Origin of the sequence: Pseudomonas sp. HN2 (assembly GCF_020736465.1) — a bacterium.
Classification (GTDB): Bacteria; Pseudomonadota; Gammaproteobacteria; order Pseudomonadales; family Pseudomonadaceae; genus Aquipseudomonas; species Aquipseudomonas moraviensis_A.
The window spans coordinates 1,663,009-1,689,928 of record NZ_CP085885.1 but is presented as its reverse complement, the minus strand read 5'-3'; the positions used below and the strand labels follow the sequence as shown (position 1 = coordinate 1,689,928).

Genomic DNA, 26,920 nt, shown 5'->3' with positions numbered 1-26,920 from the left:
AACCTTGAACGCTATTTTTGTATCAGTGGTTTTTGCTGCAGTTTACGGACGATAGATGATCGCCGAGCCCCACGACAGGCCAACACCAAAACCGCTCAGCGCAACGCGCTGCCAGTCGGAGTCGAGCACGTGCTTTTCCAACAGCAGCGGAATGCTCGACGACACGGTGTTGCCGGTCTCGACCATGTCCTTGATGAATTTCTCCGGCTCGCCTTCGAAGCGTCGCGCCACGGCGTCGACAATCGCCGCGCTGCCCTGGTGAATGCAGAATGCATCGATGTCATCGGCTTTCAGCCCCGAATCGTCAAGCAGTTCATGCAAGTGCGCCGGGACTTTCAGCAATGCGAAATTGAAGACCTGACGACCGTTCATGAAGAACACGCCGTTGCTGACTTTAAGGTGCGGTGCCCCGGAACCGTCGGTGCCGAACTTGGCCTTGCCGAGCGCCCAGGTCGGGTTTTCGCCCATCCACGTGGCGGTGGCGGCATCGCCAAACAGCATGGTGGTGTTGCGGTCTTCCGGGTCAACGATTTTCGAATACGGGTCCGCGGTGATCAGCAGGCCGTTCTTCAGGCCGGCGGCTTCCATGAAGCCCTTGATCGCGTAAATGCCGTAGACATAACCGGAGCAGCCCAGAGAAATGTCGAACGCTGCAACATTGGTCGGCAGGCCGAGTTTGTCCTGGACGATGGCAGCGGTGTGCGGCAGACCTTCTTCGTCACCGTTCTGGGTGACGACGATCAGAGCATCGATGGATTCACGTTTCAGTTCAGGGTTGCTGGCAAACAGCGCATTGGCCGCTTCCACGCACAGATCGGAGGTTTCCTGCTCAGCGTCTTTGCGCGGCAGGAACGCCGAACCGATCTTGCCAAGGATGAATTCTTCATCCTTCTCGAATTTTGCACCTTGTGCGTAATTGTCCACGCCGGCTACAGGAACGTAGCTCGCAATGCTTTTTATGCCAATCATTACGGCTTCCCAATAAAAAACAGCCCAAAACCACCGCTCGCAAGGATTCGAGGGGCGCCGACAAACAGAAAACGGCCGCCACAACGGGCAGCCACGGGAAGCGCAAAGGGCTATCACTGGAACCGCAAAACGGGCCAGGCGCCATCTCCCCGGTCAATACAATACAGTGAAGATGCGCGTTATGACTCGCAGGTCACGCTATTTTGCCGAATCGATGGCAGATTGGCTTATTCGATCAGCGACCAATCCAGTGGCGTACCACGCTTGATCGCGGTGCGCGCGCGGCGTCCGAGAACGGCATCGGTGTGCTTGGGCGGCAGACCGAGGCCAGGACGGATGGCGCGCAGATTGTCCCCGGTAAAGGCTTCACCGGCGGCCATGTCAGCGGTGACGTACAGCGAACGGCGATAGACCAGCGATTTTCGCTCAGCCTCGGTCACGCCGTAATGCACCTGCCCCATGGCCTGCCAGGCACGTTCGGTTTCGACCACCAGACTGGCCAGTTCCGCCGGTTCCAGGGAAAAGCTCGCGTCGACGCCACCGGCCGAACGATCGAGGGTGAAGTGTTTCTCCACCACCGTCGCGCCCAGCGCCACCGCCGCCACCGATACGCCAACGCCCATCGAGTGGTCCGACAGCCCGACCTCGCAGCCAAACAACTCACGCAGATGCGGGATCGTGCGCACGTTGCTGTTGAGGGGCGTGGCCGGATAAGTGCTGGTGCACTTGAGCAGGACCAGATCCTTGCAGCCGGCCTCGCGTGCGGCGCGCACGGTTTCATCCAGTTCAGCAATGCTGGCCATGCCGGTGGAGATGATCAGCGGTTTACCGGTGGCGGCGACACGGCGGATCAACGGCAGATCGGTGTTTTCAAAACTGGCGATCTTGTACGCCGGCACCTCGAGGCTTTCGAGAAAATCCACCGCGCTGTCGTCGAACGGCGTCGAGAACGCGAGCATCCCCAACTCCTTGGCTCGAGCAAAAATCGGCGCGTGCCATTCCCATGGTGTGTGGGCTTTTTCATACAGATCGTAGAGCGAAGTGCCGGCCCACAGACTGCCGGGATCCTTGATGAAGAATTCGCCTTCGGCCAGATCCAGGGTCATGGTTTCGGCGGTGTAGGTTTGCAGCTTCAAGGCATGCGCACCAGCCCTCGCAGCAGCCTCGACGATTTGCAGGGCGACATCGAGAGACTGGTTATGATTGCCACTCATCTCGGCAATGATGAACGGCGGCGCGTCGGCACCAATCGTGCGGTGGCCAATCTTGAAACTAGACATGCGAGTGATCCTTCAAAACACGGCTGAACGCGCAGGTTTCCTGGATGAACCCGGCGTCGCGGAAGACTTTCAATGAAGACTGATTGGCGGGCATGACCCGGGCATTGATGCGCGTCAATTGCGGCCAGTGCGCAGCGACGAACGCTTCGCCACGGCTGAGCACTGCCCTGCCCCAACCGAGGCCGAAACGCCCTTCCAGCAGATAGATCGACACTTCCGCTTCGAATCCGCGCAAGTCGTAGCGCAGCACCCCGACCGGGCCGTCATCCGCCTCGGCGATCAACAGCAGCCGCTGCGGATTGCGCAAACTTGCCATCAACCAGTTCAGATGCTGCGCCCAATCGATCACGCCGGATTCCAGCGACCAGCGCCGCACCGGCTCGGCATTGCGTCCATCGAACAGCAACTGCGCATCGTCCAGCGTCGCCGGGCGCAGTTTCAGCACCGCGCCGGCCAGCGCCGCCGCCACGCGTTCGGCACCGCGTCCGTCGACCAGTTGCCGCGAGCGCTCGGCGAGGCTCTGGCGCAGAAAATGATTGTCCATCACAAAGCCGACCGCATCGCGCAGTTGCTCGACGCTGACCTGCTCGCGCGCACCCATGAACACATGCGCGCCGGCCGCCGCCATGACTTCACCGTTGGCCTGCTGATTGTTCGCCACAGCGATGCAGATGGTCGGCAAGCCGAGCGCCGCACGCTCCCAACTGGTGCCGCCGCCGGCGCCGATAAACAGATCGGCTTCAGTCATGCGTTGATGGAAATCGCTGACGAAACTGTGCAGGCGCCAGTTCGGCCGTGTCTCGGCCAAGGCCTGCATCTGCGCCCACGCCGGGTTGTCGGCGCCCGCGACGAAATCAACCTGCAACTCAGTGAAATCAGCCAGCGCCAACATCGCGTGATGAGTCTGCATCGCCGCGTCGAAACCGCCGAAATTCACCAGCACCCGCCGCGCCTTCGGTTTGATCTCGATGGCTTCGCAGTTGAATTCTTCACGGAGCATGGCGTAGCGCGGGCCGAGCAAGGTGCGACAGCCCGGCGGCAGCAGCGGCGCGTAGTTTTCACTTAAGCCGGACAGGTTCTGATTGAGCAGCAGATCGACGCTGTAGCGCCGCGTCGCCAGATCATCCACTGCGGCGATTCGATGCGCCCAGCGCCGGGCAGCGGTTTGCCAGTGATGGTCTAGGCCGTAGTGGTCGGCGATGATCCAGTCGAACGGCGCTTGCCCATCCAGCATCAGACCCAGCGCATCAATGTCGAACTGCCACGGCAACATCGATTCGATGGCCTGCAGCGGGTCTTCATCACGATAGCGCTCGGGCAGCGCGAAGGTCTCGAAGCCTTCGGCATTCAAGGCTTCGAGTCGATGTCCCGGCAAGCGCCGACAGGCAAACGCAACATGACTGCCCTGCCCGCGCAACACTCGCGCCAGCGTCAGGCAGCGGGCGATATGGCCGCTGCCGATGGCCGGCGAAGCGTCGGCACGGATCAGCACTCTCATGGCAGTTCTCCGCCGGCCTTGAGCGCGGCGTACAGGTATTCGGCGCGTTGCCAATCTTCGGGGGTGTCGATGTCCTGGACCAGATGGCGCGGTAGGATCACCGGCAGGCTGGCTGGCGAGAACAGCGTCTCGCCGCGCAACCACGCTTCGCTGCGACCCCAGTAAAACTGCCCGGCATCCTGAAACGCTTCGGGCAGATCCTGCGAACGGGTGGTGCGAAACTCCGGATAAAGCGACATCAGGGCGCCCTCCTCGTTGAGGGTCAGGGCGCGCTGCACGGGGAAACCGAAGCCGCACACCGAAAAGGCAAACGCCTTGTGCGGATGCTGCTTGAGCAATTCGAGGCCCTGACGCAGGTAGCGCACTTGCAACAGCGGCGCCGTCGCATACAGGCAACAGGCGTAATCGAATGCCGGCAGCTGCTGCAGGGCATGCACGATCACCGCAGCGGTACCGGTGAAATCATCCGCCAGATCGGCCGGTCGCATGAACGGCACTTCGGCGCCGTGCGCCCGTGCGACGTCGGCAATTTCCGCATCGTCGGTGCTGACCACCACGGCGTCGAACAGCGCTGATTCCAGCGCCGTGCGAATCGAGCGGACGATCATCGGTACGCCGTCGAACGGTTTGAGATTCTTGCGCGGGATGCGCTTGCTGCCACCACGGGCGGGGATGATCGCGACGCAGCTCACGGTGCCTTACTCCTCAAGCAGCAGCCGGCGCAGTTGCTCGACCACCTGATCCTGTTGTACTTCGCTGAGCAAAGGGAACAGCGGCAAGCTGATCGCCTCGGCGTAATAGCGCTCGGCCTCGGGGAAATCGCCCTCGGCAAAACCCAGCTCGCGATAGTACGGCTGCAGATGCACCGGAATATAGTGCAGATTTACGCCGATGCCGGCGGCGCGCAAATTTTCGAACACTTGGCGATGACTGAGGTTGCAGCGCTCGGCCTGCAAACGCACCACGTACAAGTGCCACGCCGATTCGGCCTCCGGCTGCGCACTCGGCAAGGTCAGCGGCAGGTAGGCGAGCAACTGATCGTAACGCGCTGCGAGTTCGCGGCGCCGTGCGACAAATTCGTCGAGCTTGCGCAGTTGTGACAGACCCAGCGCCGCTTGCAGATCGGTAATCCGATAGTTGAAACCCAGCTCGACCTGCTGGTAATACCACGGCCCGTGACTGGGCTCGGTCATCTGTTCTGCATCCCGGGTCATACCATGGCTGCGCAGGCGTCGCAGACGTTCGGCCAGCGCCGGGCGATTGGTCAGGACCATGCCGCCCTCGGCGCTGGTGATGATTTTCACCGGATGAAAACTGAACACCGTCATCGCCGCGAATTCACCACAACCGACCGGACGCCCGGCGTAGCTCGCGCCCACTGCGTGGGAGGCGTCTTCGATCACGGTGAAGTTGTAGCGCACCGCCAGATCGGCAATCTTGCGCAGGTCACAGCTCTGCCCGGAGAAGGCAACGGCGACGAGGACTTTCGGCAGCGTGCCGTCGCGCTCCGCCTGTTCGAGCTTTGCTTCAAGCGCGAACGCATCGAGGTTCCAGGTCAGCGGATCGATGTCGACGAAATCCACCTCGGCGCCGCAGTAGCGCCCGCAATTGGCCGAGGCGAGAAAGGTATTAGGCGAAGTCCATAAGCGATCGCCCGGCCCCAGACCCGCCGCCAGACAGGCAATGTGCAGCGCCGCCGTGGCATTGCACAACGCCACGGCAAAATCCGCCTGACAGCGCTCGGCCATGGCCTGCTCGAAGCGTTCGATGGTCGGCCCCTGAGTCAGCCAGTCCGATTGCAACACCTCGACCACCGCATCGATGTCTGCCTGATCGAGGCTCTGCCGACCGTAAGGGATCATACCGACAGCTTCGCGTGCAGATCGGCGATCTGCCCGACCGAAAGAAAATGCGGGTTGGTATCCGAGCGATACTCGAAATCCTCGCCCACGGCACGGCCACGTTCGCCAAGTTTATCGACGGCGAAATCGACGTCGACGCTGGTAAAACGAATCGACGGCTGGATCGTGTAATGGTCGTCAAACTCAAGGGTCATGCGCGCATCGTCCAGCGGCACCATCAGCTCATGCAGCTTCTCGCCGGGACGGATGCCGACGTTCTTGTGCGGCAGATGCTCGGCCATGCCGCGCGCCAGATCGACGATGCGGATCGACGGGATCTTCGGTACGAACACTTCACCGCCGTGCATGCGCGCGAAGCTGTCGAGGACGAACTGCACGCCGTGATCGAGGGTGATCCAGAACCGCGTCATGCGCTCGTCGGTGATCGGCAGCTCCTGCGCGCCGTCAGCGATCAGCTTGCTGAAAAACGGCACCACCGAACCGCGCGAGCCAGCGACGTTGCCGTAGCGCACCACAGCGAAACGGGTCTGCTGCTCGCCGGCAATGTTGTTGGCGGCGACAAACAATTTGTCCGAGAGCAACTTGGTCGCACCGTACAGATTGATCGGGCTGGCCGCCTTGTCGGTGGACAGCGCGACGACCTTCTTCACGCCATTGTCGATGGCGGCGGCGATGATGTTCTCCGCGCCATTGACGTTGGTGCGGATGCATTCGGTCGGGTTGTATTCCGCCGCCGGCACCTGCTTCAACGCAGCGGCATGGACGACGTAATCGATGCCGCGCATGGCCTGACGCAAGCGCTCGGCGTCACGCACGTCACCGATGAAATAACGCATGCATGGCGCGTTGAACGTCTGCTGCATCTCGTACTGCTTCAGCTCGTCGCGAGAGAACACCACGACGCGCTTGGGCTGGTATTGCTCGAGCAAGCGGCGAATGAAGTTACGGCCGAACGAGCCAGTGCCGCCGGAGATGAAAATCGATTGTCCGTTGAACATGTGGTGATTCCTGTCCGGCCTGCTCAGGCGAGCAACTGCGCCCAATTGATCGAGGCGTTTTCGCCAAGAGTGAAACCTTTGCCACTCAGGGCCAGGTTCGCGTTGTACGCCGGATCCTGGGCAAAGGCGTCGGGCCATTTTTCACGCAATGCCGCCAATGCCGCTGGCGCCTGTGGCAGCTCGCCGGTGTGCAGCACCTGCACCAGTGGCGTCCACACGGTGAGGTAACCGGCCTGACCGGCCTTGAGGCACAGATCGACATCGGCATAGCCCGCAGCGAAGGTCACCTCGTCCAGGCCGCCAAGGGCATTGAACATGTCCTTGCCAATCATCAGGCACACCTTGGACACCGCCGAGTAATTCTGCTCGACAGCCAGACGCTGCATGTAACCCTCGGCCTTGTGTTTCTCGCCGATGAAGGGCGAACCCACGCCATCGTTGAGGCCGAGAATCAGACCGGCCTGGGCAACCTTGCCATCACGATCTACGAGTTTGGCGCCGACGACGCCGACTTCCGGACGCTGGGCGTGATTGAGCAGCGAATCGATCCAGTTCGGGTTGACCACTTCGCTGTCGGCGGCCAGCAGCACCAGGTATTCACCCTGCGCCTGCTCGCTGGCGGCGTTATACAACGCGATTTCGCCGAGCGGCTGATCGGCACGCAGTACGTTGACCTTGGCGTGGCGCAGCGTGCCCAGCCAATCGTTGACCTCGGCCGACTGATTGCCGTTGGCGGCCAGCAGCACTTCGTAGCGGCTGTAACGGGTGCGCAGCAGCACGCCTTCGAGGCAGCGACGCAGTGCCGGCAGATCATCAATGACCGGCACAATGATCGACACCAGCGGTTGTTCGGTATGGCGATAATCGATCTGCCAGGTACCCGGCAGCGCCGAGGTGACCTTGGCCTTGTAACCGCGATTGCCCAAGTGACGCAGCAGCGCCAGACGCTCATGGGCGTTTTCTTCCAGAGGCGCCTGCTCGGTGATCAGCAGCGGCTCATCAAGATGCGCCAGGCCGTCGAGGCCGCCCTGTTCGATGATGCGCAGCAACAGATCGAATTCCAGCGCCTTGCTGAAGTCGGCCTGATAACCGCCGGCTTCAAGCAGGACTTCGCGGCGGATCAGCCAGTGCCGCGCCATCAGCGACGGCACGCTGTGCAGCAGATCAAGATTGAAACCGGGGCGGAATAAGTCGACCAGTGCGCCTTCGGCAGTGCGCTGAATTTCATCAGTCGCTACTGCGCGAACACCGCTGGCCGCCATCAGTTCCAAACCGGCGCGCGCCAGGCCGGCCGGTGTGAATTCGTCGCCCACGTTCGCCAGCAGCAACCAGTCGCAAGGCGACTGCGCAGCGCTCTGGTTGAGCTTGTCGACGAGATTGCCCGGGGTAACCCGAACAAAGTGCAAGGTGTTTTGCGCGGTGGTCGCGGTCTGCGGTTCGCCAGTGGTGAAGACCACGATCTTGAACGCTTTGCTGACACCTTCGACGAGGCTGTCGAGGGTAATTTGCAGCTTCTCGACGCTGTCATCCAGGTCAAGCAGGAAAATACCGAACTGCGGTCCGCCGTTGCTGGCGGCCAGACGGGCAGCGATTGAAGCAGATTGTTCGGCGTCAGGCTTGCGCGCCGCCAGCCAATCGAGCAAACGCCCCGAGCGCATCTTGCCAAAGACCGGGTAGTGATCAAGGTTCGACACGGCTTGAAGACGCGCGCCCCACTCAAGCATTTCCTGCGCTGGAGCTTCCTCGCCAGCCGACTGCAGTTGCTCGGCCAGACGCTTGACCACGCGACGGTTGAACGCGTTGCTGTCATGGGCTTGCCACAGCCGGTCGATGACGCTTTCCGGAGTGTCGTTATTTCGCGCCTGCAACAGATACTCCTGCCGGGCCCAGACGCCTTCAAGCTTCTCAAGCTGAATACGCCCGGCGGGCATCGCATGCAGGAGGAATTCGAACTGGGTCAGCAAGTCGAAGAAGTGCTGGTTGTAAAACGGCATCTCGACGTATTGCCGTGGGCCGAATTTTCGCTCTGGCTCTTTGGTGACCTGATTCCAGGTCGACTCGAAAATCAGCTCGTTGGTCAATGCCCGCCCGGAGACCAGACTGTCGGTCATGGCTTCGAAGCTTTTCAGGACAAATGCCTTGCGCTGCGCCTGATCAAGGCCGGTAATAGCGGTCGGCAAGGACGCGAGGAATTCGGCGAAGGCCTCCCGCTCGGCCACCGACTTGGCGTCGGTATAAGACAGCGAGTGGTAGACATCGGTGTTGTGATCGGAGAAGCCGACGTTGATTTCGCGTACGACGTACGGGATCGGCAGGATCCGCGCCTTGGCGTTCGCCAGCAGATAATAGGTATGGCCGATTTCCTGCCACTGGAAACTGGTGCCCGCCGGCAAAGCGGCGTACCAGTCCTGAATTATCGAAGTACGGCACACGCCGTAAAAGGGCGGTACGTACTGATGCATGAAATCGAGGACGCGATCCTCGGCGCGCTCGGACGCGTAGTCTTCACAGATCTTCTTGTCGCGACGGTAGTAGCTGACGCTGCCCGCCAGCGCCAGGTACATCAGGCAGTAACCGTGGCACAGGCCGTAGTCACGGTTCGCTTCGAGGAACCTGACCGATTCGGCCAGCGACTCATGCAGGATGAAGTCGTCGTCGGCGGCAAACACCATGTACGGCGTGGTCAACTGCGCAACGCCGTAAGTCAGTTTGGCCTGCATGCCCCAGTAGGCAAATTGCGGCAAGTGCTGATAATCGACCGCCGAAAAATCACCTTCCGGGCGCTCGGGGGAAGAGTCCAGCACCAGCACCTTGCAAGGCAGGCTGCTGTAGTACTGCAGCGCTCGGCGCAAAAAAGCCGGGCGGTTGTGGGTGATCAGTACCACTGTCAGCAACTCGCTCAATGGCAGCGTGTTTTCAGAACCGTACTTGCCTTGCATAACTTCTCCTGCCGCGATCAAACCGTGCGAAAACGCTGTAATGAAAAAACTGTCAACGAACCCGACGCAGATAACCGTCCGAAGCAACGGTGATCAGCAACTTGTCCTGCATCTGCTGATCGATCTCAAAATCAGCGTTTTCCTTGAGATAAGCCCACACCGCAGTCTTCGGGTTGTCACCAGGGCCCCACGGACGATCCGGGAAAGCATCGGCCGGCATGTCCTCGACGACGGTGTCCATGACCACGCAATAGCTGTCCACCGACACCAACGGTGCGTAGAGACGCAACTCTTCAAGGACGTGTTCGTGGGTATGGTTGGAGTCGAGCACCACGATGACTTTCTTGCCAGCAGCCGCCTGACGAACCTGCTCGACCACCGCCGGGTCGAGGCTGGAACCTTCGATCATGCTGATGCGCTTGATCATCGGATGGCTTTCGATGGCCTCACGGTTGTGCGCGCGGATATCGCGATCAATGCCGAGCACTTCGCCATGGCCCTGCAGCTCCAGCAACGAAGCGTAGTAAATGATCGAACCGCCGTGGGCGATACCGCACTCGATGACCAAGTCCGGTTTGATCCGCCAGATCAGTTCCTGCATCGCCATCATGTCTTGCGGCAACTGAATGATCGGTCGGCCCATCCACGAGAAGTGATAGGTGTACTTGTGCTTGGCCGACTCGTTATAAAACTGCTGGGCCAACGCCTTGAGTTCCTGGTTCTGGCCTTGGGCAACCACTTCAGCCTGGCACTCTGCTTCGAAGGTCTTGATCAGGTTATCGCTCATTGTCCGGTCTCACTGAAAATTCATTGGGTTTGCACATGGCCAAAAGGCCTTCGCGGCAGGCGCATCAGTTGCTGCGCTGGGCCTCGAGTAATTGTTGTAACCGCTCCACCACAGCCCAGAACGCCATGGGCTCATGGGTCGGATAGGGGTAATGGCCGAGGTTCAAATCCAGCGTTGCGCCACGCTCACGCAAGCGCTGTTCGACCAGCGCACGCACCGACACTGGTTGGCCACTGGCGCAGTTGATAACGCCGTTGAAACCGCGTTCTTGCAGTATCGAGGCGAGGTATTGCGCCGCGTTTTCGATTGGCAAAAAATCGCGCAACTGCTCACCGGCCGACATGTTGAAGTTCGGCTCACCGCTATCGATCGCCCGGTCAAGCGCGGCCAACAGGCTGTTGGGGTTCTGCCCTTCACCATGCAGATAGAACAACCGCGCCCACTGCAAAGTGAACGGCCGCTCCTGCTGCAGGTTCTGCAAAAACAGGTGCAGCGTGTGTTTGGCCAGACCGTAAGGATTGCTCGGACGTGGCTCGGTTGACTCGCTGAGCGGGCCGCTTTGCATGCCGTATTCGAAACAGGTGCCGGTCACCAGAACCTGCTGCACGCCCGCCTCGACCGCCCTTTTGATAAAGCGGTAATCGGCCATCAGGTTGTGCTCGAAATGAAACAGCGCCCGATAGTTCGGCAGCCCCGGCCAGGCCAGATGCACGAGTGCGTCGATGCCTTCGGTCAGCGCGACGACATTCAGATCAGCAGCGTGAATATCCGCGCTGACGAACTCCACGTCATCGATCCACGGCATGCTTCGCGCCGTTTCTGCGTTGCGCGCCACCGCACGAATTTCGCAGCCGCGTTCAAGCAATGCAGCAACCAGATGCCGACCGACAAAACCGGTAGCACCGGTAACCAGAACCTTCACAGTACTTTCAACTCAGGCACGGCGATGACGAAGCGCCCGTCCCACTGACGCACCTGCGCCAGTTGCTGACTGACTTCTCGCAGCAGGTTCCACGGCAGCACCAGCACGTAGTCCGGTTTGTCGATTTCGATCTGCGCCGGCGCCACGATCGGAATGCGACTGCCCGGCAAGAATTTGCCCTGCTTGTGCGGATTGGCATCGGCCACCCAGGCCAGCAGATCAGCTTTGACGCCGGCGTAATTGAGCAAGGTATTGCCCTTGGCCGCCGCGCCGTATCCGACCACACGTTTACCGTCGGCTTTGGCCTGCAACAGGAAGCGCAGCAGGTCATGTTTGATGCGTTCGGCAGCCGGCGCGAGGGTCGCGTAGTACTCGGCGGTTTTCACCCCGGCAGCAAGTTCGGCCTGCAGTTGTTGCTGCACTGCCGGAAGAACAGCACGACGCTGGCCGTCCTTGCGTTGCACGAATACGCGAAGCGATCCGCCGTGGGTGCTCAACTGGCTGACGTCGAACACTTCCAGGCCATTGCGCTCGCACAAGGTCTGCACGGCGGTCAGTGACAGGTAGGAATAGTGCTCGTGATACAGCGTGTCGAACTGCGCGCCAGCCATCAGCGTCAGCAGTTGCGGAAACTCGAAGGTGGCGACGCCGGTCGGCTTGAGCAACGTCGCGAAGCCGGCGAGGAAATCGTTGATGTCCGGCACATGGGCGAGCACGTTGTTGGCGGCCATCAGGTCAGCGCTCCAGCCTTCGCTGCGCAATTGCGTGGCGGTGTCGCGGCCGAAGAACAGCTCGCGAATTTCCAGGCCTTTTTTCCGTGCCGCTTGCGCGGTGCTGCGGGTCGGCTCGACACCCAGGCACGGGATGCCGCGCGCGGCGACGTATTGCAGCAGGTAACCATCGTTGGCGGCGACTTCGACCACGCGACTGTCGGCGCTGAGACCGAAGCGCTCGCTCATCTCGGCGACATAGCGCTCGGCGTGATTCAGCCAAGTGCTGGAGAACGAGCTGAAATAGGCATATTCGGCGTCGAAAAGGCTGTCGGCACTGGTGTAGTCCTCGGTCTGCACCAGCCAGCATTGCTCACACACGGCAACCTTCAACGGCACCCATTGCTCGGCCTGCTCCAGGCGATCGGCATGCACATAGGCGTTGGACGGCGGCGAAGTGCCGAGGTCGATCAGCGGCAGGCTCAGCGGTGCGGCGCACCCACGGCAATTCATAGACGCACTCCAGCAAAGTGTTGATCGAGCGCGGGATGGCTGGAATCACGCGCTGACAAATTATTGACAGGCAACGGCCAGGCAATCGCCAGTCGAGGATCGTTTACCGACAAGCCGCCCTCGTGTTCCGGCGCGTAATCGGCGCTGTGCAGATAGAGCAATTCGGCGTCGTCGGTGAGCGTCTGAAAGCCATGAGCGAAACCGGCCGGAATCAACAGGCTGCGGCCATCGCCCGCCTTCAAGTGCTCGGCGTGCCAGTGTAAAAAGGTTTCCGAGTCAGGACGCAGATCCACCGCGACATCCCAGACTTCACCGCGCAGGCACGTGATCAGTTTGGCTTCCGGGGCGTCGGCATTCTGATAGTGCAGGCCCCGCACACTGCCCTTCTCGCGAGTGCAGGAATGGTTGATCTGGCGGATGTGGAAAGCGCTGCCAAACGCACTCAGGCTGCCCTCGCAGAACAACCGGGCAAAGTGCCCGCGCTGATCTTCGAAGCGCTTGTGCTGAACGCAGAACAGACCGGCCAGCGGCAACGCTTTCAGGGAAAACTCGCTCACAGCGCGCCTCGGTACAAATTCAATTGGCCCAGAGTTACGGCGCGCATGTCATCGCCGTTCTGCCACGCCAAGTGCCAATCGAGGGTCTGCGCCAAGCAAGCCTGCAACGACCAGCGCGGCTGCCAGCCGAGCACCTGCCGCGCGCGACTGCTGTCCAGACGCAGCAGACCGGCTTCGTGCAGTTCACTCGGTTCGATGCGCAAGCCACGGGCCAGCGGCCAGCGATTGGCGAGCAGTTCAACCACTTCACCGACGCTGCACATGTCTGCCTCACCGGGGCCGAAGTTCCACGCACCGGCGTATTCCGGGCCGTATTCGTACAGCGCGGCAGCCAGTTGCAGATATCCGGCCAGCGGCTCCAGCGCGTGCTGCCACGGGCGCACGGCTTGCGGGTAGCGCAGAGTCACCGGCTCGTCGGCGGTCCAGGCTTTCAGTACGTCGGGGATCAGTCGCTCCGGTGCAAAATCACCACCGCCCAGCACATTGCCGGCGCGTGCGGTAGCCAGGGCCAGCCCGTGTTCGGCATGTTTGTCCGCCGGGAAAAACGACGCGGCATAGGACTGCGCGAGCAATTCGCAGCAGGCCTTGCTGCTGCTGTAAGGATCGTGGCCACCGAGGGCTTCGTCTTCGCGGTACGGCCACAGCCATTCCTTGTTGGCGTAGACCTTGTCGGTGGTCACCAGCACGCATGCCCGCACGCCGCCGACCTGACGGATCGCTTCGAGCAGATTCAGCGTGCCCATGACGTTGCTGGAATAGGTGCCGAGCGGATCGCGATAGCCCTCGCGCACCAAGGGCTGCGCCGCCAGATGCAGAACGATCTCCGGCTCGGTCTCGGCGATGATCTCGAGCAAGGCACCGAGGTCACGCAAATCGCCGCGCTGGTCGTTGATGCCTTCGTGTACGCGCGCCAGTTCGAACAGGCTCGGTTCGGTCGATGGGTCTAGCGAAAAACCGCTGACCTGCGCGCCGAGGCTTTGCAGCCACAGGGTCAGCCAACTGCCCTTGAAACCGGTGTGTCCGGTGACCAGCACGCGTTTGCCACGCCAGAAATCCGCATTCAGGCCCATTGCTTCCATGGGGCCTCCCCGGTCTGCCACAGCGCTTCGAGATGGTTCTTGTCGCGCAGGGTGTCCATCGGTTGCCAGAAGCCGTCGTGTTCAAACGCTTTCAATTGCTCCTCGCGGGCCAGACGCGCCAATGGCTCGGCTTCCCAGGTGGTCTCATCGCCAGCGATGTAGGGCAAGACTTTCGGCGACAGGACGAAGAAGCCGCCATTGATCCAGCCGCCGTCGCCACGGGGTTTTTCAGTGAAGCCGAGGACCTGATCGCCTTGACGCTCAAGCGCGCCGTAACGCCCCGGCGGCTGCACGGCGGTGACGGTAGCCAAACGACCATGGCCCTTGTGGTAATCGACCAATTCACGGATGTTCAAATCGGAAACGCCATCGCCGTAGGTGAAGCAGAACGCCTCTTCATCCTGCAGATAACGGCCGGCGCGCAACAGACGGCCACCGGTCATGGTCTCCTCGCCGGTGTCGATGAGGGTGACGCTCCACGGCTCGCTGTAGTTCTGATGTACGTCCATGCGGTTCTCGCGCATGTTGAAAGTGACGTCGGAGGTGTGCAGGAAATAGTTGGCGAAGAAGTCCTTGATCGCGTAGCCCTTGTAGCCCAGGCAGATGACGAAGTCGTGGATCCCGTGGGCGGAATACTGCTTCATGATGTGCCAGAGAATTGGCTTGCCGCCGATCTCGATCATCGGCTTGGGCTTGAGGTGCGACTCTTCACTGATGCGCGTGCCGAGGCCACCCGCCAAAATAACTGCCTTCATCATCTCCCCTCTCGTACGTTCACCGCGCTGCGCACTGCTTTGTTGAGCGTTGCGGGCCTTCTCGCTGAACCTTCTGCCGATCCGGGCGCAGGAGGAATGACCGCGAGCGCTCGTTTTATGGCGATTTGAGGGGAGCCTGCAGGAAACGCGCCAGCTCGATGGCTTCCGTATTGGATGGGCCGTAGAGCAAAAAAAGGGATGAATCCTTTGGCGGATTCATCCCTTTCATTCAATTACTCAGACGAGTCGGAAAACTAGCCAAACATACTGAACCCATCATTGATTGGCAGAACATCGCCGTTGGCCGCCTCGAAGTACTCGATAGTGTTTTGGCCTGCGAACCAGTCCTGCAGCTTGACTCCCTGATCGGTTCTGCCGGAGTCATTAAGGATCAGGTCATCGCCCACCCTCGTCCTTTGCAATGACATGGCAGTACCCACCAGCGTATCCGCGCCGTTTGTTCCGTTTATGACCGCCAATTTTTCTTCCTTGCCTTGTTGTGAATCGGTACAGGTTCGTGTGGTGATCACAGGTCATTGCAGCGAACGTTGAAGACAGACGATTAGGTAAATACCGACAGCAAATGATTAAAGCTTTAGCCGTGAACAGAAATTCTTTCGAGAGAAGCGTAAATAACAAGCTAGAAAAAACAGGCGGCTTTTGTCAAAGGCACCTGTTCGTATGGTCACGACTGCATTCCAATCAATCCGCCAACCACCCATATTCCCAATGCCGCAAGTTATCCCCCCGCAAGACATAGTCGCGCAGCACCACCTCACGCAATTCATCGCCCATGCGATAACTGGCATCCGGGTCAGCCAAATGCATGCGGATAGCCTGTAGCCATTCATCGGTCGTGTTTGTCTTGACCCGCGTACACGGCAGGTAGCCGCGATAAGCCTCGGTATCGGTACAGACCACCGGAAACCCGCAGGCGCCGTACTCGAGCAGCCTCAGGTTGCTTTTGCAGTCGTTGAAGATGTGGAACTCCAACGGCGCCAACGCCAGGTCCAGATTCAGACTGGCCAGTTTTGCCGGATAGACATCCAGCGCAATAACGCCATGAAACTCATGCATGTACGGCAGCAAATCATCCGGGCACATACCGAAGAACACCCAGTCCACCTCGTTGGCCAATTCCCGCACTACGTCGGCGATCACCGCCAGGTCACCATGGTGACTGGTGCCGCCGCCCCAGCCGACGCGCGGTTTTTTCGAGGTGCGACGCTGGCTGCGCAGGTGCCCCCACAAATCCTTGGCCAGCATGTTCGGCACCACACGAATGTCGTGGTGCATGTCCGCCAATGCGTTGGCCAGCGGCGCAGTCGAGACCACCACGCGATCACACAGGCCGATCGCCCGGCGCACCATGCGCTCCATGTCCGCCTTGCCCGGCATATTGCGGATGTGTGCGTTGCGATGGGGAACGTCGATGACATAATCGTCGAGTTCGAAGATCCGTCGCGCGTTGAAAAACTTTTTCAGCGGCGGGATTTCATCGATGGTGTGCTCCGAGTAACGCCCCTGCAGAACGATCACATCGGGTGACTGCCGTTCGATATCGATGATCGACGGCAAGCCATAGCAGATGCGCCCTTCTACCCGATTGGCTGCTTCCAGCTCGATCATCGGCTGGCTGATCCGGTAGTGGCCGATGGCAGAAGCGTTGATCGGCACCGCGAGCACGTTAGGCAGCAGGGCCGTGGAGAAAGCGTTCCAGCCGGTGCGCAGACCCGGTTCCAGACTGAAATTGGTGGCGCCCACACCCTGCAACGTTAGGTTGACATTGTAAGCCGGGTCACGGGCAACCAGTGGCAACCAGCGTTGATAAAACGTGTCTTTTTCCTCGGCGTGCTGCGCTTCCTCTTGCGGGGTGGTCGCCGCACTTGGCCGTGCGCCAACGGCCAGCACGGCGTGCGGATTCATCACCACCAGATAACCGTCGCGGCCGACGCGCAGACACAAGTCTGCGACATTCAGCGTTTGTTTGAGATCCTGCTCATCCAGGCCACCAGCGGCGTCGAACACCGACTTTCGAATCATCAGGCAATCACCGCCTACGGCACTCAGGTCATGCACTGCCTGTAAGCGGTACATGTAACCTTCCGACTGCATCGGCTGGCCATAGAACGGCAGCCCGACCGGCCCGTTCAATCCGAGAATCAGGCCGGCGTGCAATATACCGCCGTCCGGGTTGAACAGCTTGGCACCGACCACACCGACTTCCGGTCGTTGCCCATGATTGAGCAATTCATCGAGCCAGTCAGCCTGGGTGATCACAGCGAAGGCATTGAGCATCAGCACGTACTCACCGCGCGCCTGTTGCACGGCAAAATTGTGCACGGCAGCAGCATTGCCCTTTTGCCGATACCTCAGCACGCGAATGCGCTCACCACCCAATTGCGCCATGCCATCCAGCCAGGCCAACGCTTCGGCGCTTTCGCTGCCGTTGTCGACCAGCAGTAATTCGTACTCGCTGTAAGCGGTCTTTTCCAGCAACGTCTCGACGCAACGCTGCAAGGCTGCGGTCTGATCCTGGGTGACGATGATCACCGAAACCAAGGGGCGCCGTGGGTGATGGTAGTCGACACGGTTGAGCAGTTCCCGGCTGCCGCGGCGGATGTCGTGAGCAATTCCCAGACGCTGCAGATGCGCCTCGAGAATGCGCGGACTCTGTTCGACGACGCCCGGCTCAGTGAGCCATTGCGACAGGTCGAATTTCGATTCCAGCAACACCTCGGCGATATGCCCGACGACTTGCAGGCCATCGCTTTCGACCATCCGCCAGAGCACATCGTGGGGTGCCAGTTCGGCGAACGCCGGAGCAAAACCGCCGAGCGCCAGAAAGCGTTCACGCTGGAATGCCAGTGCACGGCCGACGTACGGATAGCTGCGCATCAGGTCGAGGTTGAAATCCGGCTTGAACGCCGGCTCCGCCGATTCGCCGTCGCGCAGACTGCCTTCGTCGCTGTACAGGCAGGTCAGCGACCGCGAATGCGCAATGCGGTCGGCCATCACCAGCAACGCCGGCGCCACCGGGCAATCACCCGGTTGCAGCAGATAGAACCAGTCGGCGCCTTCGAGTTGCGGCAGCAGCGTGTTGATCTGTTCCAGACCGTCATCCTGCAACGGCATATGGAACACCCTTTCCTGCAACTGCGCTTCGCTACAGGCCGCGGACAACACCAGCACCAGTTCCGGCGGATAGTCCTGGGCGGCGAGCGCGGCCAAGGTGCGCTCCAGAGCATCGCGACTGCCCTGCACGTCGATAATGATCGGTACGATTCGGGGTTGATGCGGCCAGCCGGCGAGGGTTTCTGGCAGCCATTTGCGCTGCGCCTCGGTGAGCACCCGACACGCCAGCCACTGCGCATAGAGCTCGCCGAAACTGAAGCTGTCGACACCCACGCCCAACTCCTGACGGCTCTGCTTGGTGCCAAGGGTACGGCTCAGCGGCAACTCTTCCCAAATGCGCGGTGACTCGTCCGCCCTGGTCAGTCGCACAAAGCGAACCCAGCCTGGTGCGGGTGCCGACTCACCGCTGCGGACCTTGAGCATTTGCGAAATCCACTCGCGCTCGGTTTCCGCCGCGTCCTTCATCGCCTGCTGCGCACTCAGACGCTCAGGATAAAGTCGCTCGGCGCTCAGTACATTGTTGGAGGTGACCATGTTGCCGCGCCGCAGCAGGCAGACATACAAGGCAAAATCCAGAGTGGCGACGAAGCACGCGCCCTCTTCCGTCAGGGCCGGCAACAGCTCGCCAACGTCGGAACGGCGGAACAACGCGCTGCTGAAGCCGCCGAGGACGTTGACCGGAAATTTTTCGAAGATGCTCAGGAGATCGTCCCCCTTGAGCAACCCACTGACCGGCGACAACGAACTGTTTTCCAGACGCCCCGGCAGAATGATGTCGTTGGCGTCCCACAACAGCCGCTGCGCGATTACCAGACTGACTTCTTCGCGTTGCAGCTCATGGGCTTGCTGTTCGATACAGGCCGAATAAAGCAAGTCATCGTCACACAGAAACTTGATGAACTCGCCACGCGCCTGCTCGAGGCAGACCTTCAGATTGCCTACCAGCCCGAGCGTCTGAGGATTGCGCACATAACGCACCATCACGCCCGTCTGCTCCACGACCGCGTTGACAATGGACTCGATCTGGTCGCCACAGCTGTCATCGCACACGACGATATCCAGATGGCCGTAAGTCTGACTGACGGCGCTGCTCAGCGTCCGCTCGAAGAAGCGCGGATTGAAGGCAGGAATAGCGATGCTGACGAGAGGAAGTGAATTCACGGCGGGCTCACAGGCGGTACGAGCCCGCTCGGAAAAACGAGCCCTTGATACCGCAAAAAATCATTAACAGAGGGACAACGTTAGCGGGCGCTCACGCGCCCGCCAACCATCAGATCTTATTGAACAAACCCAACTGACTGATCTTGCTGAACGCCAGTTGCGCGGCTTGCAGCATGGTCTGTTGCAGCGTCAGACGGGTCATGACTTCAGCCGGATCGGAATCACGAATCGAACCCTGGGTCGTGCTGTTCGCCGTGGTCAGGCTGTCGTTGGTGATGGCCTGCATGTCCAGCGCCTGGCCGCGCGCACCAATGGTGGTGACTGCGGTGCCGATCTGATTGGCGGCGGCGTCGATGTTGCCGAGGCCTGCCTCCATCGCGCCCTGCAACTTCTGCTTGGCAACCGGATCGCCATCGACCGGCGTGTTCAGCGCGGAGATCATCTGGCCCAGGGTGTCGAGCACGTTCTGGGTCTGGTGATTGTTTGGCTGGATCGAGAACTGATCACCCGTTGCCGGCGTGTTGCCCAGGGCGAAAGTCACACCGGCAGCCGTCGCGTTACCGCCCACTACCGTGCCCGAGGAAACCGGCTTGCTGTCGGCCGTCACCGGCGCGGCATACAGATCGAAATCGGTGGCACTGGTGAACTTGAGCACCGCGCCGCCCTGCGGGAACGCTGCGTTATAGGCCGCCTGATCGGTGATGGTCGAACCAGTGATCACGCTGGTCGACGGGTTACCCGGATTGCGCGTGGTGGTGAACGAGTCCGGCGAGGCCGACAGCTGGAAGCTGTGCCCTGCGATAACCGCGTCCGGATTGGTATCGCCGGCCTTCAGGTTGACGTTCAGCTTGAGGTCTACGCCACGGAAGCTGACAGTCTGGTTGGCGCCGCTGCTGTTGCTGATCAGGCCATTCTGGCTGGCCTCGGCGGTCACGTCGTTGCCCAAGGCATCGGTGATCTTCAGCTGGGTGCTGCTGACGAAATCGACGGTGTACGGCTGCCCGGCAGTGAACTTGGCATCGTAGGTGGCAACAGTGCCGACGGTGCCGTTGGACAGCACGACACGGCCGTCATCGACGGCTGGCGCAGTCATTTTGGTGTTGGTGCGGCCGGTGTTGATGGTCTGCTGGAACGCGTCCCAACCGGTGGTATTGGTGCCCACGGTCATGCCGTCGCCGATGCCCAGATTGATGGTGGTCTGGTCGCCGTTGTAGGTGAATGTGCCGTCAGAATTCTTCGAGTAAGGCGCGGTATCGGTTTTCGAACCGGAGAACAGGTAATTACCGTTGGCGTCCTTGGCGTTCATCAGGCCCAGCACTTGTTGCTGGATCTCGCCCATCTCCGAGGCGTAAGCCTGGCGATCCTTGTCGGTGATCGTGCCGTTGTTCGCGGCCAGCGCGAGTTCCTTGGCACGGGCCAACGCCGTGGTGATCGAGTCCAGCGTGGACTCCTGCACATTCAACGCGCTTTTGGTGGTATCGACGTTGGTCTTGTACTGATCCAGCATCGCTGCCTGCTGACCCAGCTGCAGCAGACGTCCGGCGCCGATCGGGTCATCGGCGGCGGTGTTGATGCGCTGCAGGCTGCTCGCCTCGCTCGCGGTGGCGACGGCCTTGTTGAAGTTACGCTGATAATCCGAAGCTTGCGTTCCGTAATACTGGGCGGTGGAAATGCGCATGAATTACGACTCCTTAAAGGCTGTTGATCAGCGTGGCGAAAGTTTCCTGCGCAGCTTTGATGATCTGCGAAGACGCTGTGTAGTACTGCTGGTACTTGACCAGGTTGCCGGTTTCTTCATCCAGGTTGACCCCGGACAGCGAATCGCGGGCACCCTTGGCGTTCTCCAGAATCGCCGTGGTCGCGGCGCTGTCGGATTTGCCTTGGGCGGTCTTGGTACCGACGTTGGTCACCAGGGTGTTGTAGGCATCGGTCAGGCTGATGCCCTTGCTCGCCGAACCGGTGTCCACGGTTTGTTTGGTTTGCAACGCGACCAGTGCCTGGGCGTTGCGGTTGTCCGAAGACGCCGCGCCGGTCAGGTTCATGGTGAAGGTCTCGCCGGATTTCGGCGTGCCGCCCACGGTGGTCTGCACGGTGAAGGTCTTCTGTACGTTCGGCGTGACGGTAGTGTCCATCACCGGGTTGCCGCTGGCATCGACGATGCCGACTTTCAGGTTCAGCGTGTTCGACTGGCCAGGCACGATGGTGCCGGTGCCGATGGTCGCGCCCTTGGCATCCACCAGATTGTATGACTGGCTGCCGCCGCTGGCTGCGCCGAATACCAGTTTGACCGGCGTCGAATTCTTCAACGCCGCCTGCATGTCGGCCTGGGCGGTCGGGTTGTAGATGTCGATCTTGTCGCTGAGCGTCGGCTGGGTGTAATTGCCCAGGCCGTTGGCGCTGGCGACGCCGGTCAAGGGACCTGCCGCAGCGATTTTCTTCGGATCGCTGAGCACGGTCTGAATGCTCGCCGCCGCGTTGCGGGTCGGCGTGATCTTGAACGAGTCACCCGCGCTCAGCGCGCCGCCATTCAAGGCCAGGGTAAAGCCGTCAATCACTGGCGGCGGGTTGGTCGTGGTGCTGAACGCGCCCAGATCGGTGCCGTCGGAACGCTTGACGGTGTAATCGGTGGCGCTGGTGAAGGTCACCTGATAATCGCTGGTGGTCAGCTTGCCGGTGTCCTTGATGGTCACATCGAGGTTGCCCGAACCGGCGCTGTTGCCATCCTTCGCAATGCTGCGCTGACTGATCAGTGCGGCACTGTTGATGTTGTTGAAAATCGCCGCGCCGAAGTCACCGTTCTTGTCGATGCCCTGGGCTTGCTGGCTGTTGATCTGATCGGCAATCACCAGGGCCACGCGACCGAGCTCGTTGAGCGACGGGTCGAGGACTTCCTTGCGATAGGTCAGCAGGCCACCGATTTCGCCACCGCTGATCACCGAGGTGATGTCGATGGTGCTCGAACCGCGATCCATCTGGATCGCCATGCGCGACGGGTCGGTCTTGCTCGCGACCATGCTCAGGCTGTTGGTGGTGTTGCCGATGACCAGTGGCTGACCGCTGCCGACATAAATGTCGAAGCTGGTGCCGCGCTCGACGACCTGGGCGCCGGTCAGCTCGGACAGCTGACGCACCGCTTCGTTACGGCTGTCGAGCAGGTCGTTCGGCGCCCCGCCACTGGTGGAGATTTCGCCGATCTTCTGGTTGAGATTGGCGATCGACGTGGCGAGTTTGTTCACCTGGGCGGTCATGTCGCCGAGGCTGCCGTTGATCGTGGTGTTCTGATCGTTGAGCTGCTTGGCCAGGGTATTGAAGCGGCTGGTCAGCGCCTGCGCACCGGTCAACACCGACTGACGCGAAGTGTCATCGGTGGCCGATGTCGATACGCCCTGCATCGAGGTGAAGAATTTCTGCAGCACACCGGTCAGGCCGGTGTTGGTGTCCGACAGAATGGAATCCAGCGGCGTCGCCTGCTTGAGAAACGCGGCCGATTCGCTGTCCAGGGAAGTCGCGGTGTGCAGCTGCGACTCCAGGTACGAGTTGTACACCCGACGCACGTCGGCCAGGGTCGTGCCCGTGCCGATGAAAACGCTGCCGTACTGCTGCGAGGACTTGGTGCCCTGCACGGTTTGCTGACGTGAATAACCGGCGGTGTCGACGTTGGCAATGTTGTTGCCTGTCGTAGCCAGAGAGGACTGGCTGGCCGACAGTCCCGACATCCCGATATTGAGCAAACTCATGGTTCAGACCTTATTACCTGGTGCCTTATAAAGGCGTGGTGGAGACACCCGCCGCAGCGTAGTTTTCAAAACTGTTCATCTGCTTGGCAATTTGCGAAATCTTCGTCGCGTAGTTCGGGTCGGTGGCGTAACCGGCCTTCTGCAACTCGCGTACAAACTGTTCTGGGTTATCGGCAGACTTAAGCACTTCTTGATAGCGATTGTTGCTCTGCAGCAACGTCACCAGATCGTGGAAGCTGTCCTTGTACGAGGCATAGGAACGGAACTCCGCGGTCTCCTTGACCATCGCACCATTGCGGAACTCGCTGGTGATCGCGCGGGCCGAATCGCCCTTCCAGTTACTGCTCGCCTTGATGCCGAACAGGTTGTGGCTGCTGCTGCCGTCCTGGGCGCGCATGACCGATTTGCCCCAGCCGGTTTCCAGTGCCGCTTGCGCCACCAGATAACGCGGATCGACGCCGATGCGGTCGGCGGCTTCCTTGGCCATCGGCAGCATGGTGTTGACGAACTCGTCGGCCGAACTGAAGGCCTTCTTCGCCGGTGCCAGCGGAATCTGCGCCATGGCGCGGCCGTAGACCTGCATCTGCCCGCCGGCGGCTTTCTGCTCTTCGGCACGGGCCAGCCAGTCGCCGTTGTACAACGCGCCGGAACCGCTGATGGCGGTGGTCGCAGCACGTTGCGGCAAGGCGTTGGTCGCGGCCGTCGTGGTGGTCGCAGTGGCAGCGCTCGGCGCCGACGGCACCAGGCCCGCGAGCAAGCGATCGGCCAGTTTCGGCGGCAGCGCCAGACGCCGCTGATTGATCAGCGCCATGTCGTTGCGATGGGAAATATCGGTGTTCGGCGCATGCACCGAGCGCGATGCCCACAACGGACGCTCGCCGTTGACGCGGGACAGCGGACCGGTGGCGACGGTGCCGGCGGCAATCGGTGTCGGCACGGCGGCGGCCTTGGCCAGCGCTTCCTGTTGCTTGGCGGCGGACGCAGCCGCAGCCTCGCCCGGCGCCATCGGTTTGTTCTTCGACATCTGCCGGATCAGCACGTCAGCCAGGCCGATACCACCGCCCTCGCGGGACATGGAAACCGCCAGTTGCTGGTCGTACATTTCCTGGTACTGCTTGGCCGCTGGCGTGTTCAGCGGGTTGTCCTGGCCGAGCGCTTCGGTGGCCGAACGCATCGACTTGAGCATTTCGCCAAGGAACAGCGACTCGAACTCCTGCGCCACCTTGCGCATGTTTTCGTCGCTGTTCTTGTCGCCGACCTTGAGCTGGTTCAGACGATTGAGGTCCGAGTAGGAACCCGAATCGCTGCTGCTGACCAGACCGCTTTTGCGCATATCCATGGTGGTCGGCCTCAGATCACGATCAGGTCGGCTTGCAATGCGCCGGCCTGTTTCAGAGCTTCAAGAATCGCCATCAAGTCACCCGGCGCCGCGCCGACCTGGTTCACCGCACGGACGATCTCGTCGAGGGTGGTGCCCGGGCCGAACTTGAACATCGGTTTGGCTTCCTGTTCAGCATTCACCCGCGAGCGCGGCACGACGGCGGTCTGGCCGTTGGACAGCGGCCCCGGCTGGCTGACGATCGGGTCTTCGGTGATGGTTACCGTCAGGCTGCCGTGGGTCACGGCGGCTGGCGACACTTTCACGTTCTGGCCGATGACGATGGTGCCGGTGCGCGAGTTGATGATGACCTTCGCCACCGCCTGACCCGGATCGATTTCGAGGTTTTCCAGGATCGACAGGTAGTCGACGCGCTGGCTCGGATCCAGTGGCGCAGTCACGCGCACCGAACCGCCGTCGATGGCTTGGGCGACGCCAGGACCGAGCATGTCGTTGACCTTGTCGACGATGCGCTTGGCGGTGGTGAAGTCGGAGCGGTTGAGGTTCAGCGTCAGGCTGTTGCCCTGGTTGAAACCGCTCGGCACCGCACGTTCCACCGACGCACCGCCAGGGATGCGACCGGCCGACGGAACGTTGACGGTGATCTTCGAACCGTCACGACCTTCGGCATCGAAACCGCCGACCACGAGGTTGCCCTGAGCAATCGCATAGACGTTGCCGTCGATACCCTTGAGCGGGGTCAGCAACAAGGTGCCGCCACGCAGGCTCTTGGAGTTACCGATCGAGGACACGGTGATATCGACCTGCTGACCCGGTTTGGCAAACGCCGGCAGATCGGCACTCACCGACACCGCCGCGACGTTCTTCAACTGCACGTTGCCCGATCCCGGCGGTACCTTGATGCCGAACTGCGAGAGCATGTTGTTGAAGGTCTGCAGGGTGAACGGAGTCTGCGTCGTCTGGTCACCGGTGCCGTTAAGCCCGACCACCAGGCCGTAACCGATCAACTGGTTGGAGCGCACGCCGGAAATGCTGGCGATGTCTTTCAGCCGCTCGGCGTGTGCGGTGAAAGCCGCAGACATCAGTAATGCGGCCACCATAAGGCTTTTCAGATTCAACGTAGCCACCTAGAAAGGGAACAGCGGGCTGAGGAAGAAACGGTCGAACCAGCCTGGCTGACTCGTATCGGCAAACGCGCCGGTACCCGAGTAGGTGATGCGCGCATCGGCGACGCGGGTCGACGACACAGTGTTATCGGTCGCGATGTCATCGGCGCGGACCATGCCGGCGATGCGCACCAGTTCGTCACCGGTGTTGAGCGTCAGCCACTTCTCGCCACGAACGGCGATGATGCCGTTGGGCAGCACGTCGGCCACGGTCACGGTGATCGAGCCGGTCAGGCTGTTGCTCTGCCCGGACTTGGCGTCGCCCTTGGTCGAACGGTCGGCGCTGTAGCCGGCGTTGAGGCTCAGGTCGTTGCCACCGATCGGGTTGTTGGTCGTCAGGCTGGAGCCGAACAACGAGGTCAGACCGATCTTGTTGTCGCTGTTCTTGTCCATCTGCGAGTTGGCGTTCTTGCTCGCCTGGGTACGCTCGTTGAGGGTGATGGTGATGATGTCACCGACCCGGAACGCCTTGCGGTCGCTATACAGGTTCTGCTCGAAGCCGGCCTGATAGATCGAGCCGTTATTGGCGGCCGCCGGCAACGGTGTGCGCGGCAACACCGGGGCGTAGTAAGGGTCATTGGGCTTGGGCGCCGGAGCGACGCAGCCCGCGAGCGAGACGACCCCACCCAATGCCAGAACAGATACAAAGCGCTTCATGACCCTACCTCACGGTGTTGCTGGCGACCTCAGGCCGCCCCATAGACTGGATTACAGATTCTGCGTTACGAACGAGAGCATCTGGTCGGCGGTGGAGATCACCTTGGAGTTCATCTCGTAGGCGCGCTGAGTGGTGATCATGTTGACCATCTCTTCAACGGTGCTGACGTTCGAGGTTTCCAGGGTGTTCTGCAGCGTGGTACCGAAACCGTTCAGGCCCGGAGTGCCGATTTGCGGCGCGCCGGAAGCAGCGGTTTCGAGGAACAGGTTGTTGCCCACGGCTTGCAGGCCGGCCGGGTTGATGAAGTCGGCGGTCTGCAGGTTGCCGATCACTTGCGAAGCCGGGTTGCCGGCGATGGTGATCGACACGGTGCCGTCACGGCCGACGGTGAAGGTCTGCGCATCGTTCGGGATGATGATCGCCGGCTCCAGAGCGAAACCGCTGGCGTTGACGATCTGGCCATTGGAGTCGAGGTGGAACGTACCGTCACGGGTGTAGGACGTGGTGCCGTCCGGCTGCAGGATCTGGAAGAAACCGCGACCGTCGATGGCCATATCCAGCGGCTGCTCGGTGGTTTGCAGGCTGCCGGCGGTGAAGTTCTTCTGGGTGCCGACAATGCGCACACCGGTACCCACTTGCAGACCCGACGGCAGTTCGCTGTCCTGGGTCGACTGAGCACCTGGCTGACGCTTGATCTGATACAGCAGGTCCTGGAACTCGGCACGGTCACGTTTGAAACCCGTGGTCGAGACGTTCGCCAGGTTGTTGGAAATGGTGGTCAGGTTGGTGTCCTGGGCGGACAGACCGGTTTTGGCAACCCATAGAGCCGGAAGCATTCGATTCTCCTCGTGCGCC

Annotated in this window: 21 protein-coding genes; all 21 read right to left on the bottom strand. The window is 61.0% G+C overall.

What is annotated here, in order from left to right:
- Positions 1-42 precede the first annotated feature (42 nt).
- A complete protein-coding gene (locus LIS66_RS07400; RefSeq protein WP_042607522.1) occupies positions 43-969 on the bottom strand; it encodes a ketoacyl-ACP synthase III in 927 nt (308 codons plus the stop codon).
- Between the two features lie 227 nt (positions 970-1,196).
- The gene (gene pseI, locus LIS66_RS07395; RefSeq protein ID WP_042607521.1) at positions 1,197-2,249 is read right to left on the bottom strand and encodes a pseudaminic acid synthase; all 1,053 of its coding nucleotides are present in this window, start codon (positions 2,247-2,249) and stop codon (positions 1,197-1,199) included.
- A complete protein-coding gene (gene pseG / locus LIS66_RS07390; RefSeq protein ID WP_227973910.1) occupies positions 2,242-3,747 on the bottom strand; it encodes a UDP-2,4-diacetamido-2,4,6-trideoxy-beta-L-altropyranose hydrolase in 1,506 nt (501 codons plus the stop codon). Before pseG ends, pseI begins: the two co-directional genes overlap by 8 nt.
- Complete coding sequence (pseF, locus tag LIS66_RS07385; RefSeq protein WP_227973909.1) at positions 3,744-4,439, bottom strand: pseudaminic acid cytidylyltransferase; 696 nt, start codon at positions 4,437-4,439, stop codon at positions 3,744-3,746. The genes pseG and pseF overlap by 4 nt, the downstream gene beginning before the upstream one ends.
- 6 nt (positions 4,440-4,445) lie before the next feature.
- Entirely contained in the window at positions 4,446-5,609 is a 1,164-nt protein-coding gene (gene pseC / locus LIS66_RS07380; RefSeq protein ID WP_227973908.1) for a UDP-4-amino-4,6-dideoxy-N-acetyl-beta-L-altrosamine transaminase, read from the bottom strand.
- The gene (pseB, locus tag LIS66_RS07375) at positions 5,606-6,607 is read right to left on the bottom strand and encodes a UDP-N-acetylglucosamine 4,6-dehydratase (inverting) (RefSeq protein ID WP_064362069.1); all 1,002 of its coding nucleotides are present in this window, start codon (positions 6,605-6,607) and stop codon (positions 5,606-5,608) included. The genes pseC and pseB overlap by 4 nt, the downstream gene beginning before the upstream one ends.
- A gap of 23 nt (positions 6,608-6,630) precedes the next feature.
- Complete coding sequence (locus LIS66_RS07370) at positions 6,631-9,546, bottom strand: glycosyltransferase family 2 protein (RefSeq protein WP_227973907.1); 2,916 nt, start codon at positions 9,544-9,546, stop codon at positions 6,631-6,633.
- A 52-nt stretch (positions 9,547-9,598) separates the two neighbouring features.
- A complete protein-coding gene (locus tag LIS66_RS07365; protein WP_042607515.1) occupies positions 9,599-10,333 on the bottom strand; it encodes a cephalosporin hydroxylase family protein in 735 nt (244 codons plus the stop codon).
- 64 nt (positions 10,334-10,397) lie between these two features.
- Complete coding sequence (locus tag LIS66_RS07360) at positions 10,398-11,255, bottom strand: NAD-dependent epimerase/dehydratase family protein (RefSeq protein WP_227973906.1); 858 nt, start codon at positions 11,253-11,255, stop codon at positions 10,398-10,400.
- Complete coding sequence (locus LIS66_RS07355; protein ID WP_227973905.1) at positions 11,252-12,478, bottom strand: class I SAM-dependent methyltransferase; 1,227 nt, start codon at positions 12,476-12,478, stop codon at positions 11,252-11,254. Before LIS66_RS07355 ends, LIS66_RS07360 begins: the two co-directional genes overlap by 4 nt.
- A complete protein-coding gene (locus LIS66_RS07350; protein ID WP_116657933.1) occupies positions 12,475-13,035 on the bottom strand; it encodes a dTDP-4-dehydrorhamnose 3,5-epimerase family protein in 561 nt (186 codons plus the stop codon). Before LIS66_RS07350 ends, LIS66_RS07355 begins: the two co-directional genes overlap by 4 nt.
- Entirely contained in the window at positions 13,032-14,114 is a 1,083-nt protein-coding gene (gene rfbG / locus LIS66_RS07345) for a CDP-glucose 4,6-dehydratase (RefSeq protein ID WP_042607511.1), read from the bottom strand. Before rfbG ends, LIS66_RS07350 begins: the two co-directional genes overlap by 4 nt.
- Entirely contained in the window at positions 14,096-14,869 is a 774-nt protein-coding gene (rfbF, locus tag LIS66_RS07340) for a glucose-1-phosphate cytidylyltransferase (protein ID WP_123418118.1), read from the bottom strand. The genes rfbG and rfbF overlap by 19 nt, the downstream gene beginning before the upstream one ends.
- Positions 14,870-15,123: 254 nt before the next feature.
- Positions 15,124-15,399: a hypothetical protein gene (locus LIS66_RS07335; protein ID WP_227973904.1), complete on the bottom strand. Its 276-nt coding sequence runs from the start codon at positions 15,397-15,399 to the stop codon at positions 15,124-15,126.
- A 172-nt stretch (positions 15,400-15,571) separates the two neighbouring features.
- Positions 15,572-19,165 (bottom strand): glycosyltransferase, encoded by a 3,594-nt coding sequence (locus LIS66_RS07330; protein ID WP_227973903.1) that lies wholly within the window; start codon positions 19,163-19,165, stop codon positions 15,572-15,574.
- 109 nt (positions 19,166-19,274) lie between these two features.
- Positions 19,275-20,843, bottom strand: a complete 1,569-nt coding sequence (locus tag LIS66_RS07325) for a flagellar hook-associated protein 3 (protein ID WP_042607508.1) — start codon at positions 20,841-20,843, stop codon at positions 19,275-19,277.
- A gap of 13 nt (positions 20,844-20,856) precedes the next feature.
- The gene (flgK, locus tag LIS66_RS07320; protein WP_064362075.1) at positions 20,857-22,902 is read right to left on the bottom strand and encodes a flagellar hook-associated protein FlgK; all 2,046 of its coding nucleotides are present in this window, start codon (positions 22,900-22,902) and stop codon (positions 20,857-20,859) included.
- Between the two features lie 25 nt (positions 22,903-22,927).
- Positions 22,928-24,241: a flagellar assembly peptidoglycan hydrolase FlgJ gene (gene flgJ, locus LIS66_RS07315; RefSeq protein ID WP_042607506.1), complete on the bottom strand. Its 1,314-nt coding sequence runs from the start codon at positions 24,239-24,241 to the stop codon at positions 22,928-22,930.
- A gap of 11 nt (positions 24,242-24,252) precedes the next feature.
- Positions 24,253-25,341 (bottom strand): flagellar basal body P-ring protein FlgI, encoded by a 1,089-nt coding sequence (locus LIS66_RS07310; RefSeq protein ID WP_024012083.1) that lies wholly within the window; start codon positions 25,339-25,341, stop codon positions 24,253-24,255.
- A gap of 27 nt (positions 25,342-25,368) precedes the next feature.
- Positions 25,369-26,064: a flagellar basal body L-ring protein FlgH gene (gene flgH / locus LIS66_RS07305; protein ID WP_042607505.1), complete on the bottom strand. Its 696-nt coding sequence runs from the start codon at positions 26,062-26,064 to the stop codon at positions 25,369-25,371.
- A gap of 51 nt (positions 26,065-26,115) precedes the next feature.
- Positions 26,116-26,901 (bottom strand): flagellar basal-body rod protein FlgG, encoded by a 786-nt coding sequence (gene flgG, locus LIS66_RS07300; protein WP_016771111.1) that lies wholly within the window; start codon positions 26,899-26,901, stop codon positions 26,116-26,118.
- Between the last annotated feature and the right edge of the window lie 19 nt (positions 26,902-26,920).

Bases quoted from the DNA above. Each gene is read 5' to 3' on its own strand.
- rfbF (WP_123418118.1), bottom strand. From the start codon at position 14,869: ATGAAGGCAGTTATTTTGGCGGGTGGCCTCGGCACGCGCATCAGTGAA.
- flgJ (WP_042607506.1), bottom strand. From the start codon at position 24,241: ATGGATATGCGCAAAAGCGGTCTGGTCAGCAGCAGCGATTCGGGTTCC.
- LIS66_RS07310 (WP_024012083.1), bottom strand. From the start codon at position 25,341: ATGGTGGCCGCATTACTGATGTCTGCGGCTTTCACCGCACACGCCGAG.
- LIS66_RS07370 (WP_227973907.1), bottom strand. From the start codon at position 9,546: ATGCAAGGCAAGTACGGTTCTGAAAACACGCTGCCATTGAGCGAGTTG.
- rfbG (WP_042607511.1), bottom strand. From the start codon at position 14,114: ATGGAAGCAATGGGCCTGAATGCGGATTTCTGGCGTGGCAAACGCGTG.
- pseC (WP_227973908.1), bottom strand. From the start codon at position 5,609: ATGATCCCTTACGGTCGGCAGAGCCTCGATCAGGCAGACATCGATGCG.
- LIS66_RS07400 (WP_042607522.1), bottom strand. From the start codon at position 969: ATGATTGGCATAAAAAGCATTGCGAGCTACGTTCCTGTAGCCGGCGTG.
- pseG (WP_227973910.1), bottom strand. From the start codon at position 3,747: ATGAGAGTGCTGATCCGTGCCGACGCTTCGCCGGCCATCGGCAGCGGC.
- flgH (WP_042607505.1), bottom strand. From the start codon at position 26,064: ATGAAGCGCTTTGTATCTGTTCTGGCATTGGGTGGGGTCGTCTCGCTC.
- pseB (WP_064362069.1), bottom strand. From the start codon at position 6,607: ATGTTCAACGGACAATCGATTTTCATCTCCGGCGGCACTGGCTCGTTC.
- flgG (WP_016771111.1), bottom strand. From the start codon at position 26,901: ATGCTTCCGGCTCTATGGGTTGCCAAAACCGGTCTGTCCGCCCAGGAC.
- LIS66_RS07355 (WP_227973905.1), bottom strand. From the start codon at position 12,478: ATGAATTGCCGTGGGTGCGCCGCACCGCTGAGCCTGCCGCTGATCGAC.
- LIS66_RS07325 (WP_042607508.1), bottom strand. From the start codon at position 20,843: ATGCGCATTTCCACCGCCCAGTATTACGGAACGCAAGCTTCGGATTAT.
- flgK (WP_064362075.1), bottom strand. From the start codon at position 22,902: ATGAGTTTGCTCAATATCGGGATGTCGGGACTGTCGGCCAGCCAGTCC.
- LIS66_RS07365 (WP_042607515.1), bottom strand. From the start codon at position 10,333: ATGAGCGATAACCTGATCAAGACCTTCGAAGCAGAGTGCCAGGCTGAA.
- pseI (WP_042607521.1), bottom strand. From the start codon at position 2,249: ATGTCTAGTTTCAAGATTGGCCACCGCACGATTGGTGCCGACGCGCCG.